The 15093-nt window shown below is 59.1% G+C and carries 15 protein-coding genes and 1 pseudogene; 10 read left to right on the top strand and 6 right to left on the bottom strand.

The genetic code is table 11. From position 1 onward, the window contains the following. Positions 1–4: 4 nt before the first annotated feature. On the bottom strand, positions 5–805 hold the full coding sequence (locus tag AB8B29_RS06540; RefSeq protein WP_047638310.1) for an enoyl-CoA hydratase-related protein: 801 nt from the start codon (positions 803–805) through the stop codon (positions 5–7). 76 nt (positions 806–881) lie between these two features. Here AB8B29_RS06540 and cysE point away from each other — a divergent pair, with 76 nt between their 5' ends. The 5 genes from cysE (at position 882) to clpA (ending at position 5999) form a co-directional block, all read left to right on the top strand. Then, entirely contained in the window at positions 882–1745 is an 864-nt protein-coding gene (gene cysE / locus AB8B29_RS06545; protein ID WP_037201883.1) for a serine O-acetyltransferase, read from the top strand. Between the two features lie 127 nt (positions 1746–1872). Beyond that, positions 1873–2076, top strand: coding sequence for a DUF3126 family protein (locus AB8B29_RS06550; protein ID WP_034505173.1), 204 nt, complete (start codon positions 1873–1875; stop codon positions 2074–2076). Positions 2077–2452: 376 nt separating this feature from the next. Continuing rightward, positions 2453–2818 (top strand): phasin family protein, encoded by a 366-nt coding sequence (locus AB8B29_RS06555; RefSeq protein ID WP_037201886.1) that lies wholly within the window; start codon positions 2453–2455, stop codon positions 2816–2818. A 285-nt stretch (positions 2819–3103) separates the two neighbouring features. Continuing rightward, a complete protein-coding gene (gene clpS, locus AB8B29_RS06560) occupies positions 3104–3457 on the top strand; it encodes an ATP-dependent Clp protease adapter ClpS (RefSeq protein ID WP_034505170.1) in 354 nt (117 codons plus the stop codon). A gap of 10 nt (positions 3458–3467) precedes the next feature. Next, positions 3468–5999, top strand: a complete 2532-nt coding sequence (gene clpA / locus AB8B29_RS06565) for an ATP-dependent Clp protease ATP-binding subunit ClpA (protein ID WP_037201887.1) — start codon at positions 3468–3470, stop codon at positions 5997–5999. Positions 6000–6089: 90 nt separating this feature from the next. Here the strand turns inward: clpA and AB8B29_RS06570 are convergent. The 5 genes and pseudogenes from AB8B29_RS06570 to AB8B29_RS06590 form a co-directional block, all read right to left on the bottom strand. Continuing rightward, positions 6090–6372 (bottom strand): annotated as a pseudogene (locus tag AB8B29_RS06570) (Dabb family protein). Positions 6373–6383: 11 nt separating this feature from the next. Next, a complete protein-coding gene (locus AB8B29_RS06575; RefSeq protein WP_037201889.1) occupies positions 6384–6812 on the bottom strand; it encodes an HIT family protein in 429 nt (142 codons plus the stop codon). Positions 6813–6853: 41 nt separating this feature from the next. Continuing rightward, on the bottom strand, positions 6854–8041 hold the full coding sequence (locus AB8B29_RS06580; protein WP_113118273.1) for a GNAT family N-acetyltransferase: 1188 nt from the start codon (positions 8039–8041) through the stop codon (positions 6854–6856). 130 nt (positions 8042–8171) lie between these two features. Further along, complete coding sequence (locus AB8B29_RS06585) at positions 8172–8891, bottom strand: glycerophosphodiester phosphodiesterase (protein ID WP_037201894.1); 720 nt, start codon at positions 8889–8891, stop codon at positions 8172–8174. Then, positions 8891–9358, bottom strand: coding sequence for a RidA family protein (locus tag AB8B29_RS06590; RefSeq protein ID WP_037201896.1), 468 nt, complete (start codon positions 9356–9358; stop codon positions 8891–8893). Before AB8B29_RS06590 ends, AB8B29_RS06585 begins: the two co-directional genes overlap by 1 nt. A 135-nt stretch (positions 9359–9493) precedes the next feature. On the opposite strand from AB8B29_RS06590, the gene AB8B29_RS06595 reads away from it, so the two are divergent. The 5 genes from AB8B29_RS06595 (at position 9494) to AB8B29_RS06615 (ending at position 14930) form a co-directional block, all read left to right on the top strand. After that, on the top strand, positions 9494–10321 hold the full coding sequence (locus AB8B29_RS06595; protein ID WP_092573695.1) for a cell envelope integrity EipB family protein: 828 nt from the start codon (positions 9494–9496) through the stop codon (positions 10319–10321). Positions 10322–10539: 218 nt separating this feature from the next. Next, positions 10540–11619 (top strand): toxic anion resistance protein, encoded by a 1080-nt coding sequence (locus tag AB8B29_RS06600; RefSeq protein WP_113118272.1) that lies wholly within the window; start codon positions 10540–10542, stop codon positions 11617–11619. A 5-nt stretch (positions 11620–11624) separates the two neighbouring features. Further along, positions 11625–13199, top strand: coding sequence for a substrate-binding domain-containing protein (locus tag AB8B29_RS06605; RefSeq protein ID WP_439006320.1), 1575 nt, complete (start codon positions 11625–11627; stop codon positions 13197–13199). A gap of 7 nt (positions 13200–13206) precedes the next feature. Next, the gene (locus tag AB8B29_RS06610) at positions 13207–13824 is read left to right on the top strand and encodes a 5-bromo-4-chloroindolyl phosphate hydrolysis family protein (protein WP_113118270.1); all 618 of its coding nucleotides are present in this window, start codon (positions 13207–13209) and stop codon (positions 13822–13824) included. After that, the gene (locus tag AB8B29_RS06615) at positions 13824–14930 is read left to right on the top strand and encodes a substrate-binding domain-containing protein (RefSeq protein WP_113118269.1); all 1107 of its coding nucleotides are present in this window, start codon (positions 13824–13826) and stop codon (positions 14928–14930) included. Before AB8B29_RS06610 ends, AB8B29_RS06615 begins: the two co-directional genes overlap by 1 nt. Positions 14931–15093: the final 163 nt, after the last annotated feature.

Here is a 15093-nt window from a genome sequence, read left to right on the forward strand (position 1 = left end):
CAAGTCACCTGCCGGTGAAATGCGGCTTCCGTCGCGCGGCAAAGGCGGCCCGCCCTTCGGCATAGTCGGCGCTGTCGAAAGTCTCGGCGCCGATCACTTCCGCCTCGCGCAGCAGATCGCCATCCTGTTCGATGACGGCGCGGATTGCGAGTTTCGAGGCATGCAGCGCGATCGGCGCATTGGCAGCGATCGCATGGGCGAGGGCGGAAACCTCAGCATCGAACGCGCCGGCCTCTATCTCTTCCAGCAGAAATCCGGCCGCAGCCATCTTCTCGCTCGACATGGGAGCGCCCGTAAAAAGCGCGACCTTGGCCATCTGCGGCCCAAGCGCATTGACGATGTCCTGCACGGCGTCAGAGGGATAGGCGATGCCGAGGCGGACGGCGGGTATGGAGAAGCGCGCACCTTGCTCCGCGATCCTTAGATCGCAGGCAGCGGCGAGCCCGAAACCGCCGCCGTAACAGACGCCGCGGATCGCCGCGATCGTCGGCACGCGGCAATGACGAATGGCCGTGAAGGCCTGACTGTTCAAAGCCTCGTAGGCGACGGCCGTTTCGGCGTCTTTACGCACGCTATCGAATTCGCGGATGTCGGCGCCTGCGGAAAAATCCGCGCCGGCGCCGCGAAGAATGATCACATGAGCGTGCGCCTCGTCGGTCAAAATGCGCACGGCCTGAGGAAGTGCCCGCCACATGGCGGCCGTCACGGCATTCTTGCTGCCGGGGTTGTTGATGGCGATCGTGCCTATGGCATCGCTGCTGGTTGCACGAAGCAGACCGCCGGCAAAATCATGCTCGAAATTCATGCGCGTCCGACCCATTTGTCTTGTGTGGCATTTATTCTATATAATGCACCACTGGCAGCAAATCGGGAGACCGCCAATGGTCGCAGTAACGGACATTCGCCCTCTGGAGGGCCTAGGCGCGGTTAAGGTCGTGGATCCCATCTGGGATAGCATGCGCGAGGAGGCTCGCTCGGCCGCTGACCGGGACCCGCTTCTGGCCGCCTTCCTATATTCGACGATCATCAATCACCGTTCGCTGGAGGAATGCGTCATCTATCGCATTTGCGAGCGCCTCGACCATCCGGATATGCAGGCCGTTCTCCTGCGGCAGACTTTCGAGGAAATGCTGAGCGATTGGTCGGAATGGGGATCGATCCTGCGTGTCGATATTCAGGCCGTCTACGATCGCGATCCCGCCTGTCTCCGTTTCCTCGAGCCGGTTCTCTATTTCAAGGGCTTTCATGCCTTGCAGACCCATCGTCTCGCGCACTGGCTGTACAATCGCGGCCGCCGTGATTTTGCGCTTTATCTGCAAAGCAGATCCTCGAGCGTCTTCCAGACCGACATCAACCCGGCTGCGCGGATCGGCAAGGGTATCTTCCTCGATCACGCGACCGGCCTGGTCGTGGGCGAAACGGCCGTTATCGGCGACAACGTATCGATCCTGCATGGCGTCACCCTTGGTGGCACAGGCAAGGAAGGCAGCGACCGCCATCCGAAAATCGCCCATGGCGTATTGATCGGCGCTGGAGCGAAGATCCTCGGCAATATCCAGATCGGCCATTGCTCGCGTATCGCCGCCGGCTCGGTCGTTCTGAAGGAAGTGCCGCCGAAGACGACGGTCGCCGGCGTTCCAGCCAAGGTTGTCGGCGAGGCAGGCTGCTCGGAGCCATCCCGCTCCATGGATCAGCTGCTGGCCGAACGCATGGTTGTCGACCAGATCATGGGCGCCGGAATCTAGGCAAAGTCCAACCTGAACTTCGGGATTTAGCGCCATTGCTGAAGGTATTTGGCGCGGTTCCGGTCTTTACACCGCCGCTTTTCCCATGCAAGAAGCGGCCAAACAGAGATCCTCACGGAGATGCATTGTGAAGCCTGACGAAATCAAGAAACTCGACGCCTACTTCAAGCGCATGTTCAATCCGCAGATGGTGGTGAAGGCCCGGCCGCGCAAGAATGATTCGGCAGAAGTCTATCTCGGCGAAGAGTTCCTGGGTGTTGTCTATATCGATGATGAAGACGGCGACCGTTCCTACAATTTCTCGATGGCTATCCTGGACGTCGATCTCTAAGTCGCTGTAAGTGTCCAATATTCCAGTCCGATTTCGGAGCCGCATTTCATCGAAATGCGGCTCTTTTCTTGGATGCCGACTGAAAATGATCCGATTCGTCGTTCTGAACGGGTGGTTGAACCTTCCATCCACCCAGATAGGATTTTCCGCCAAATCGCAATATTTCTGCCAAAGCCTGTAGTTGCACAGACATTGATATATATTAGAAAAAACAAACGGATGCGTCTGCGCTCTCGTCGATGACATTGTGCCGTCATCGGAAATGCAATCTCCGGGTGATATTGCGATGCACAAGACTACTTGACTAATTGTGCATCGCATTTAAGTCTTGTCTGTGTAAACCGGCCGTCGGCCGGCCAACAAGGGACGGAGAAACATGTTCAATTTCGATGAAGCGAACAAAAAGGGCAAGGAAGCCATGGACACGGCGCTGAAGAGCTACTCCGATGTCAGCAAGGGTTTCCAGGCTATTGCCGCCGAAACTGCTGAATATTCGAAGAAGTCGTTCCAGGATGGTGTTACGCACTTTGAAACGCTCGCCGGCGTCAAGAGCTTCGAAGCTGCTTTCGAACTCCAGAGCACCTACGTGAAGTCGGCCTACGAAAATTTCGTCGCCGAAGCCACCAAGCTCGGCGAAATGTATGCAGATCTCGCCAAGAACGCTTACAAGCCTTACGAAGCGCCTGTCGCTGCAGCGACTAAGGCTGCTAGCAAGGCGGCAGCGACTGCCACCGCCGCTTAAGAACTCGCCCAAGGCGACAATTCCGGAAGGACCGACTGCGCGATGCGCAGTCGGTCCTTTGCGTTTCCGATAGTCGTGCCTGGTTCGACAATAGCTGCAACTTTTTTGGCCGCAGCCCGCTTTGTCAGCGAATTGTGATTGCAGTGTCCCGCAAGGGGCTTAAAATCACGCCGATATGAACTAAGTTATAGGTTCGGATATTCGGCCCGACCGAGTCAATAAACCAACCCAGTTGCCAAGTCGGAATGCGATAGCTTCTGCCGGATGATTTGAGGAAAGAACGAAATGATCGCTGAGCCGATCCGGATGCAAAACAATGGCGAAAGGAACGGGGACAACGGAAATCGCGGGACCTCGGTGATTACACGCACCAAGCCCAAAACCAAGAAGCCCAATCTATACCGCGTGCTGCTTCTGAATGACGACTATACGCCCATGGATTTTGTGATCCACATCCTGGAGCGTTTCTTTCAAAAGGATCTTGAGAGTGCCACTCGCATCATGCTTCACGTCCACAACCATGGCGTGGGTGAATGCGGGATATATACATATGAAGTAGCCGAAACGAAGGTGAGCCAGGTGATGGATTTTGCCCGGCAGCACCAGCATCCGCTGCAATGTGTTATGGAAAAGAAGTGAGGATCTGAACGTGCCAACATTTTCGCCTAGTCTTGAGAAGGCGCTGCACCAGGCACTGACTTACGCGAACGAGCGGCATCACGAGTATGCCACGCTGGAACATCTGCTTTTGGCGCTGGTAGACGACGCCGACGCCGCAGCTGTCATGGGCGCGTGCAATGTTGATCTCGACGCGCTCCGTAAGACTCTGACTGAATACGTCGATAATGAACTTTCAAACCTGATTACGGGCTATGATGAGGACTCGAAGCCGACCTCCGGCTTCCAGCGTGTCATCCAGCGCGCCGTGATCCATGTACAATCGTCCGGTCGCGAGGAAGTGACGGGCGCCAACGTTCTCGTCGCGATTTTTGCGGAACGGGAAAGCCATGCTGCATTCTTCCTGCAGGAGCAGGAAATGACCCGCTACGACGCGGTCAACTATATATCTCACGGTATCGGCAAGCGTCCGGGTTCCTCCCAAACCCGCACGCCGCGCGGCGCCGAGGAAAGCGAATCCGAGAGCAAGCCGACTGCCCGCGGTGAGCAGGAGGAAGGCAACGGCAAGAAGCAGCAGGATGCGCTGAAGGCCTATTGCGTCAACCTCAACGAGAAGGCCAAGAACGGCAAGATCGATCCGCTGATCGGCCGTCATTCCGAGGTCAATCGCACGATCCAGGTGCTTTGCCGCCGGTCGAAGAACAACCCGCTTTATGTTGGCGACCCCGGGGTTGGCAAGACGGCGATTGCCGAAGGTCTTGCCAAGCGCATCGTCGAAGGCAAGGTTCCAGAAGCGCTTGCCGACGCCACGATCTTTTCGCTCGATATGGGCACGCTGCTTGCCGGCACCCGCTATCGCGGCGATTTCGAAGAGCGCCTGAAGCAGGTCGTCAAGGAGCTCGAGGAATATCCGGGCGCCGTGCTGTTCATCGATGAGATCCACACCGTCATCGGCGCTGGCGCCACTTCCGGCGGTGCGATGGATGCCTCGAACCTGCTGAAGCCGGCTCTCTCCTCGGGTGCGATCCGTTGCATCGGTTCGACCACCTACAAGGAATACCGTCAGTTCTTCGAGAAGGACCGGGCACTCGTCCGCCGTTTCCAGAAGATAGACGTCAACGAGCCGAGCATTGAGGATGCCATCGAAATCATGAAGGGCCTGAAGCCCTATTTCGAAGAGTATCATCACCTGCGCTATTCGAACGACGCCATCAAGTCGGCTGTCGAGCTGTCGGCTCGCTACATTTCCGACCGCAAGCTGCCGGACAAGGCGATCGACGTCATCGACGAAACGGGTGCTGCGCAAATGCTGCTGCCGCCGTCCAAGCGTCGCAAGCTGATCACCGAGAAGGAGATCGAGGTCACGATCGCCACCATGGCCCGTATTCCCCCAAAGACGGTGTCCAAGGATGACGAGATGGTTCTCGCCAATCTCGAGCAGGAGCTGCGTTCGGTCGTCTATGGCCAGGACACGGCGATCGAGGCTCTGTCGACGGCGATCAAGCTGGCTCGTGCGGGCCTGCGCGAACCGAACAAGCCGATCGGCTGCTACATCTTCTCCGGCCCCACGGGCGTCGGCAAGACGGAAGTCGCCAAGCAGCTTGCTTCGTCGCTCGGCGTCGAACTGCTGCGCTTCGACATGTCGGAATATATGGAGCGTCACACGGTTTCCCGCCTGCTCGGCGCACCTCCCGGCTATGTCGGCTTCGATCAGGGCGGCCTGCTGACCGACGGTGTCGACCAGCATCCGCACAGCGTTGTCCTGCTCGACGAAATCGAGAAGGCGCATCCGGATATCTTCAATATCCTGCTGCAGGTCATGGACCATGGCGCGCTGACCGACCACAACGGCAAGAAGATCGACTTCCGCAACGTCATCCTGATCATGACGACCAATGCGGGCGCATCGGAAATGGCCAAGGCCGCGATCGGCTTCGGCTCGGCCAAGCGTACGGGCGAGGATGAAGAGGCTCTGAACCGCCTGTTCACCCCGGAATTCCGCAACCGTCTGGATGCGACCATTCCGTTCGCGCCGCTGCCGACCGTCGTCATCCACAAGGTCGTGCAGAAGTTCATCATGCAGCTGGAGGCTCAGCTTTCCGAACGGAACGTTACCTTCGATCTGCACGAAGACGCGATCGCCTGGCTGTCCGAAAAGGGCTACGACGAAAAGATGGGCGCCCGTCCGCTGGCGCGCGTCATCCAGGAAAACATCAAGAAGCCGCTGGCGAACGAAATCCTCTTCGGCAAGCTGAAGAAGGGTGGCGTCGTCACCGTCACGGTCGGCACGAAGGAAGACGGCACCACCGGCATCGTGCTCGAAGCAACCGCTGATACGGCACCGATCCGGCCGAAGCCGGAAGCCGAGGTCGGCGATGCGCCGCTCGAGGTGGAGCAGGATGACGGTGACACCACTGTCAAGGCCAGAAGCCGCGTCGGCAAGGCCGGCGCAGCCGCGGATGCCCGCCGTTCGGCCAAGGCCGCGGCGGCCAGCGAAAACGATGAGCCGGAAGGCAAGTCGCCGCGCAAGGGCGGCACCGTGCCGAAGGTTCCGCGCAAGTAATTGCCGATTGGCTGCTTGAGAAAAATGAAAAGGCTGCATTGGAAACAATGCAGCCTTTTCATATGCTTATTTTGATATAATAATTAAGTGCTATAGGTTCGTATAATCGATTTCGAGGAAGGACTCGACTTCGGGCACCCAGCGATCGCGCACGAAAGCGACGTGGTCGATGTTATAGGCGTCGTAGCCTGATCGACTATCGAACTCCGTTGAGAACCCAAAAGTAAAATCATCTTTGAACTGGTCTGCCGAAGCTGCTCGAAGTTCCGGAAGCTCGATATCTCTTTGAGAACGAGGGCGTCTTTGAGGAAACGGGTCTCCTCAGCCGAGCCGGCTTTATATTTCACGCGAAAGGCGACAGATGGCGAATCATGTGTCTCCAGGTCAAGCCAGGGCTTCGATGATCTTCTTGGCATTGTCAGCCAGCACCGCACCGTCTTCCATCTTGCCCGAATGCGGTTTCAGCGCCACGCCTTCGTGACGCGGAATGACGTGGAAATGGAGATGGAACACGGTCTGCCCTGCGGCAGGCTCGTTGAACTGGGCGATGTAGACACCGTCGGCATCGAAGGCTTCCTGGACGGCGATGGCGACCTTCTGGACGATGGTGATCGCGTGCTGAAGTGCGGCAGGATCGGCATCGAAGATGTTGCGGGACGGAGATTTCGGCAGAACCAGCGTATGGCCCGGCGATTGCGGCATGACATCCATGAAGGCGACCGTGTGCTCGTCCTCGTAGACACGATAGGAAGGAATCTCGCCCTTCAGGATCTTCGCGAAGATATTGTTGGTGTCGTAGGCCGAGCTGGTCATCCGGGATCTCCTCGTCTTCCGTTTATGATTGTCCAAAACGGCTAGATATCTTGCCGTTCGCCTTTGCGGAAGGGGCTGTGTTCGGTAAGGACTTCGCTCATTTCCTCCACCTGCTCCCGCTCGTGCTGCAGATAGTCGGCAACGGCGCGTCGCAAGCCCTGGTGGCCGATATAATGCGCCGAATGCGTGATGACAGGAAGATAGCCGCGCGCGAGCTTATGCTCGCCCTGCGCGCCGGCCTCTACGCGCTTCAACCCCTTGTTGAGCGCGAAATCGATCGCCTGATGATAGCAGACCTCGAAATGCAGGAAGGGATGATCCTCGATGCAGCCCCAATGACGGCCGTAGAGCGTTTCTCCGCCGATGAAATTGATGGCGCCGGCGATATAGCGTCCCTCGCGTTTCGCCATGACGAGCAGGACATCCTCAGGCATGCGCTCGCCGATCAGCGAATAGAAATTTCGCGTCAGGTAGGGGCGGCCCCATTTGCGGCTGCCCGTATCCATGTAGAAGGCGAAGAACTGATCCCATATGCCTTCTGTGAGATCGCTGCCGGTCAGCCAATCGATGCTGATGCCGTGCTCGAGTGCCGCGCGGCGCTCCTTCTTCAGTGCCTTGCGCTTGCGCGACGCGAGGGTTTCCAGGAAGGCATCGTGGTCGGCATAGCCCTCGTTGATGAAATGGAACTGTTGGTCGGTCCGATGCAGATAGCCATCTGTTTCGAAGACAGAGACCTCGTCTTTAGGCAGGAAGGTGATGTGTGCGGAGGAGACGCCGAGTTGTCGTGTCACCTCCTTCAGGCTCTCGGCGAGCGCCGGCTGGATCGCCTTCCGGTCCTGGCCTTCGGCGACGAGCAGCCGCGGCCCTGTGGCCGGCGTGAAGGGCACGGAGCATTGCAGCTTGGGATAATAGCGGCCGCCGGCACGCTCGAAGGCGTCGGCCCAGCCATGATCGAAGACATATTCGCCCTGGCTGTGGCTCTTCAGATAACCCGCAACGGCGCCGATCAAGTCGCCGCCATCGGTTTCGAGCAGCAAATGGTTGCCAAGCCATCCCGTCTTGTCGCTTGCTGAGCCCGACTCCTCAAGCGAGGACAGAAAGGCATGCGAGACAAACGGGTTATATGGCAGCAGCTTGCTTGCCTTGGACGCTCCGGCGAGCTTGGACCAGCTTTCCGGGGCGATGTTCTTGAAGGATCGTTCGACTCGAATGGATAATTCGTCTGTCATCAAATTCTTGCGCTTGGAAGGAAGGATGGATGGGGCTCTCAACCGCTGCGCCACGCGTCCAGTCGGATATGCAAAGGACGCAGCGGAATTTCAAGTTTGCGCATAAGTCCCTCCTTCAATCGATCCCGATTTATGAGGCTATGCGCGGGTCAAAACCTTCGAAGGTCATCTGGTCTGCATTGGCAAATGTATGTTTGCGGGCCGCTTCGTCGCGCACGGTCCAGGTTATGACCGGAATGCCGCGCTGGCGCTGCGCCGTGATGAAGGGGTTCGGCAGGTGGCCGTAGAAGTACGAGATGAAGTCTAGCCCAAGCTGCATGGCTTCGTCATGCTTAAAAAACGCCTCGGGCTCATTTCCGTCGGCCGTGAGACCGATCGGGTAGGGTGCTTCCAGCGCCTTGAGGTCCTTGAGCAGCCAATGGTCGAAGCTCATCAGGGCCACATGTCCCTTGTAGCCTTCCAGCACTTCGAGCACGGCTTCCGCAAAGCCCTCGTCGTCGCCTTCGCGGCCCTTCAGCTCCAGCACCAGCGGTACCTTGCCGTCGCAAAGCCGCAGGAGCTGCTTCAATGTCGGGATCTTGTCCTTGGTGCCGCCGACCGAAAGCAGGCCGAGTTCGGCCGATGTGCGATCGCGCAGCTGAGCGGGCAGATTGCAGACGCGCTGCAGATCGTCGTCGTGGAAGACGACCGGGACGGCGTCCGAGGCATAATGCAGGTCGCATTCGATGGCAAAACCTGCCTCGATGGCCCGGGCAAACGCAGAGAGCGTATTCTCCCAGACCTCCTTGTTCATGTCATGATAGCCCCGATGGGCGACGGGACGTTCGGTCAACCAGGCATGCTTGCTCATCAGGCGATTTCCAGAATGGCATCGATTTCAACGGCGGCATTGAATGGCAGGGCTGCCATGCCGACGGCGGCGCGGGCGTGCTTGCCGGCGTCTCCCAACACGTTTGCCAGAAGATTGGAGGCGCCGTTGATCACAAGGTGTTGTTCGACGAAATCAGGCGTCGAGGCGACGAAGCCGTTCAGCTTGATGAGGCGCTTGATGCGGCCGAGATCGCCGCCGAGCGCTGCCTTTGCCTGCGCAAGAATATTGATGGCGCAGAGTTCGGCGGCGCGCTGGCCGCCGGCAACGTCGACATCCCTGCCGAGATGGCCTGTCACGCCGACCTTGCCGTTTTCCATCGGCAGTTGCCCGGACAGATAGAGAAGATTGCCGCTGATGACATAGGGAACGTAATTCGCGGCCGGTGCGGCGGCCTGCGGCAGAACGATGCCAAGTTCCTTCAGACGACCCTCTATAGCGTCGGACATTTTCATCTCCCGTTTTGTTGTAAAAACTTCAAAAATCCGGCATCAAGACTAAATTCCGTCAATTAGGACCGGCAGCCTCGTTTAAGCCGAAAGCGTTCTTATAACATCGCGTGCGAGTCCAACAGGAGATAATGAATGATCCGCTCGAGTCTTGCTGCAGCTGTCGTTTCGGGTCTGGGCGTTCTATCTCTGGGAAATCCGGCAGCCCATGCGGCCGTTCCGAGTGGCCTCATTGCACATCGCGCCGTCTATGATCTCGAACTGAAGGACGCTTCCGATCGTTCCGGCATCGCCGGCATGTTCGGTCGCATGGTCTATGAATTCGAAGGCTCCGATTGCACAGGGTTCACCACCAATTTCCGCTTCGTCACGCAGATCGACACGGGCGATTCCACGCGGGTCAGCGACCAGCAGACGACGACGTTCGAGGATCTGGCCAAGCGGGTGTTCCGCTTCGAAACCAAGTCCTATACCGACAGCCAGCTCGACAAGGACGTGCGCGGCGCCGCGACCGACGACCAGAAGGGCATCAAGGTCGATCTGACTCAGCCGCACAGCAAGCAGATCGAACTCATCCAGAGCCGTTTCCCGACCGAGCATATGCTCGACATCATCCGCAACGCCAAACTCGGCAAGAATTTCTTCGAGGCCCAGGTCTTCGACGGTTCCGACGACGGCGACAAGCCATTGATCGCGACCACCGTCGTCGGCAAGCAGGAGACGCCCGCCACGGATGATCCCGACGCCGACAAGGCCGGCGCCTTTGCCAAGACCGCCTTCTGGCCGGTGTCCGTCGCCTATTTCAACGAGAAGTCCACGGGCGACGCCATACCGGTCTACCGCATGTCGTTCAAGCTTTACGAGAATGGTATAACGCGCGATCTCACCATGGATTACGGCGACTTCGTCCTCACCGGCAAGCTCACCAAGCTTGAGGTTCTCGACACGAAGGCCTGCCAATAGCTCTCGCCGGACCGCGGCGCAAAGGGCAAAATTTTCGTCATAAAACTGTGATCCAAGTTTCACTATTGTGTGAAACGATCGGCACGCTTGGGTGAGTCTGACTTTTGCCCGTGCCGATCTGGAATTGTATTGGGGCGCGCGGGGGGATTGATCGTCTTGGGGCGGTCGACAATGTTTTGCGGTCGGCTCTGTGTTTTATGGACGAGAAAGCACAATCTATGAGCAATACCGATATCTCCGCCGGTTCCAACGAGACTCTGCCTGTGGTCGCCGCTGATCCGGGTGAGATCGCCCGCATCGGCGATAGCATCGACATCACCGACCGCGCCGGGATTTCCGTCTACGGCGACCGCGCCCAGCAGTCGGTCTCCGATTATTCCGACCGGATTCTCCGGGAGGTCCGCAATCGGGATCTCGGCGAGGTGGGCAGGCTGCTGACCGAAATCATCATCAAATCGAAGAAGCTCGATCCGGCTTCCTTGAAGGACGAAAGCTTCCTGTCGCGCGTGTTTTCCTCATTCAGGGCCAGGGTGCAGCGCTTCAAGGAAGAGTTCGAGGATGTGGCGGGCCAGATCGACCGCATCGGGCTCGAGCTTGATCGTCACAAGGATATCCTGCGCCGGGACATCGCCCTTCTCGATGATCTGCACGAAGAGACGAAGCAGTCCATCCTGCAGCTCGATGCCTATGTGCAGGCCGGCAAGAATTTCGTTGAGCGCTTTCGCGCCACCGAACTTCCGCGGCTGAAGAGTACTGCCGATGCGGCCTCCACCGGTCCGGGCGGGGGCATGCTGGAGGCGCAGGTCTATCAGGACAGCCTACAAGCTCTCGATCGTCTCGAGAAGCGGGTTTTCTATCTGCAGCAGGCGCGCCAGCTCGGCATTCAGCAATTGCCGCAAATCCGCATCGTGCAGTCCGGCGACGAAACGCTGATCGAGAACCTGCAGGCAACCTCGGCGCTGACGGTGCCGGCCTGGAAGCAGAAGATGGTCATCCTGCTCGGCCTGAGCCAGCAGAAATCGGCGCTTGAATTGCAAAAGACGGTGACGGACGCCACCAACGAAATGATCCGCGAGGCATCGAAAATGATGAAGGATCAGGCGATTGCCATCGAGCAGCAATCGCAGCGCGGCATCGTCGATATCGATACGCTCGCCGCCGCCAACCGCGACCTGATCGACACGATCAGCGGCGTGCTGAAGGTGCAGGAAGATGGTCGCGCCAAGCGGGCCGAGGCCGAGCAGCGGATGCAGAAAATGACCATTGAGCTCAAGAAGGCGATGATCGAGGCGCGGTGAACTGCATGAAGATCCGCACATTCGTTACCGGCCTGACGCTCGCCGCAGTTCTTGCGCTGAGCGGCTGCAATGTCGGCGGTGATGGCCCGAAGTTCTCGATCGTTTCCGGCTCGGAAAACACCGTCATTCAGCCGATCGTCGAAGAGTTCTGCAAGGAAAAGAAAGCGACTTGCAGCTTCACCTATGAAGGCACGCTGGATATCGGGCTCGCTCTCCAGAGCGAACAAGGCGTCGAACAGGATGCCGTCTGGCCGGCATCGAGCGTTTGGGTCGATATGTTCGACGTCAAGCGCCGGGTGAAGTCGCTGACGTCGGTGGCGCAGATGCCGGTCATTCTCGGCGTGCGCAAATCCAAGGCCGAGGCGCTCGGCTGGATCGGCAAGCCTGTCTACATGAAGGACGTATTGGCGGCGGTGAAGAACGGCTCGCTGAAGTTCTTGATGACATCCGCGACGCAATCCAACTCGGGCGCCAGCGCCTATCTCGCAATGCTGTCGAGCGCGCTCGGCAACAAACCCGCCATCGAGCCGGGCGATCTCGACAAGCCGGATGTCCAGGGTGCTGTCCGGTCCCTGCTTGCCGGCGTTGAGCGCTCTTCTGGTTCCTCTGGCTGGCTCGCGGATCTCTATACGGACCAGGCTGCAAAGGGCGTGCTCTACGACGCCATGTGGAATTACGAAGCCGTGCTGAAGGAGACCAATGACAAGCTGGCCGGCATGGGCAAGGAGCCGCTTTATGCCATCTATCCGGCCGATGGCGTCGTGGTTGCCGATTCGCCGATCGGTTTCGTCGATCATGGGCGCGGGCAGGAGGTTGAGGCCTTCTTCAACCAACTCCTTGACTACTTGCGTTCTGCACCGGTGCAGAAGCGCATCGCCGATACCGGCCGTCGCATTCCGCTCGCGGATGTCACCGCCAAGCCGGACCCGTCGTGGAATTTCGATCCGACGCGTCTCGTGACGGCAATTCGCATGCCCGAGCCCGCGGTGATCCGCCAGGCGCTCGATCTCTATCAAGTGGCATTGCGTAAGCCGTCGCTGACCGCCCTCTGCCTCGATTTTTCGGGTTCGATGGAAGGTAAGGGCGAGAACCAGCTGCAGGCGGCCATGCAGTTCCTGTTCAATCCGGATGAGACCGGCAAGGTATTGGCGCAGTGGACGCCGGCGGACCGCATCATGGTCATCCCCTTCGACGCCGATGTGCGCACGACCTTCGAGGCGACGGGAAATCCGGCGCAGCAGAAGAGCTTGGTCGATAAGGTCTCGCTGCAGCATGCCGGCGGCGGTACGGATATGTATGCCTGCGCGGGCAGGGCGCTTCACTGGATGAAGAGTAAGCGGGACCTGTCCTCCTATCTGCCGGCGATCGTCATCATGACCGACGGCAAGTCCGACGATGCCAACGGCGATTTCATGAGCCGGTGGAGATCGGTCAACCCGCATGTGCCTGTCTTCGGCATCACCTTCGGCGATGCGGACAAGCGGCAATTGGATGCCTTGGCGCAGGAGACCTCGGCGCGGGTGTTCGATGGCCGCGGCGATCTCGTCAGCGCATTCCGGGCAGTGCGCGGCTATAACTAGGACGATAATGCGCAATTGGTTCGGCAATGACTGGAATTGGATCGTGGCGGGGCTTGTCGCCGCGATTGTCATTCCTGTGCTGAGCTTTTATGCCGGCATGCCGATATGGATCGCGGCCGTCATCGGCCTGCTCGTCTTCGTGGGTCTTATCTTTGTGCTGGCACCACGCGGCCTCTTCGAAGGGCTGGACGCGAAGGCCATCGGCAGGGGCCGGCTCGAATTCGCCCGCGATCTGCTGAATTCGGCGACACCCGCCGCGCGAAGGCTGGAGGCTTCTGCGGCCCAGATCGCCAGCAAGGAGACGGCAAAGCGGGTGCGGCATCTGGCGGAGATCGCCGCCGACGTCTTCGCCAAGGTCGAGGCCAATCCGGAGAGTGCCGGCACGGTGAGGCGGTTCCTCAGCTACTATCTGCCGCGAGCCGCCGAGGTGGCGGAGGGTTTTGCCGTGATCGAGGCGAAGCGCCAGCCGGATGCGACGCGCCTTCAGGAGGTCGATCTGGTTCTGACCAAGCTCGAAGATGCCTTCGTCCACTATTCGGACAGCCTGGTCGACGACAGGCTGGATACGCTTGATACGGAGCTGCGCCTGATACAGGCCTCGCTCAAAGAGGATATAGGACGCTGATGGCCATTTCCCGCCGCGCTTTTGGAGTAGGGCTTCTTGCTGCCGGGGTCGCAGGCACCGGTGGTTATTTCGCCGTCAAGGACAGGCCGGAGCTTCAGGGGCTGCTTGGCAATCGCACCAAGCTTTTCGGCTTCATCGGTGGCGAGAAGGAAGCATTTCTGGCCGACAGCGATGTGATCGGCGCTCTCCACAGCCACGGGCTGGAGATCAACAGCCGCGTCGCTGGCTCCGTCGAGATGGTGCGGGAGCAGGCGCTCCTCTCGCAGAACCCCGCGTTCCTCTGGCCTTCCTCCTCGATCATGGTCGACATAGCCCGGCAGAGCGGCATCAAGATCCGCAACGATCGCGTCATCCTCAACACGCCCATCGTCGTTTATTCGTGGCAGCCTGTCGTCGATGGATTGACCAAGGCCGGGCTTGTCACCACGACATCGGAAGGACAGCATCAGCTCGATCTGAAGGCGCTGCTGGATGCCGTCCTTGCCGGAACAACCTGGTCGAAGCTCGGCGTCAACGCGCTCTATGGACAGTCCAGGATCGTTTCCACGGATCCCAATCGTTCCAATTCAGGCTTCATGTTTTCCGGCCTCGTGCTCAGCCTCCTGAGCGGCAACGTGGCCAGCGCCGACAATCTCGCGCAATTCGGCGACAAGACGCAGTCCATCTTCCGCAACATGGGCTTCAAGTCGTCGTCATCAGGCAAGCTTTTCGAACAGTATCTCGCCGGCGGCATCGGCGGCGAACCGATGATCGTCGGCTACGAGAATCAGTTGGTGGAATGGATCATCGCCGATCCGCAGCGGTGGCACCGGGTCCAGGCCAGCAATGGCGCAAAGCCCGTGGTGCTCTATCCGCATCCGACCGTCTATTCCGCCCATCCGCTCATCGCCATAGACGAACAGGTCGACCGCATGATCGAGGCGTTGATCAGCCCGCGATTGCAGGAGCTTGCCTGGGCCAAGCATGGTTTCCGCGGGCCGCTCGGAACGGCGACCGGAGACGCCGACAGCGCCATAGCCGGCTTGGTTCCGGCGGAAATCGACGCCGTCCTGCCGATGCCGGACGCCAATGTCATGCTGGCATTGCTCGATAAACTGGCGGCTTGAGGGCAGGGCGCGCAGCTATTTTTCGTTCCAAGCCTTGCATTCCCGGCAAATCGAATGTATGGCCAGCCGCATTCCACACGTAAGGCATGGGATTGTCCGGGAGAAATCCGGATCGTTCCGCCCGGTGGCATTCTCGAAGAGAGTGCTGTTCGCCTTGCGGAGG

The organism is Rhizobium sp. 11_C7_N12_5 (assembly GCF_051811145.1).
Taxonomy (GTDB): domain Bacteria; phylum Pseudomonadota; class Alphaproteobacteria; order Rhizobiales; family Rhizobiaceae; genus Rhizobium; species Rhizobium lusitanum.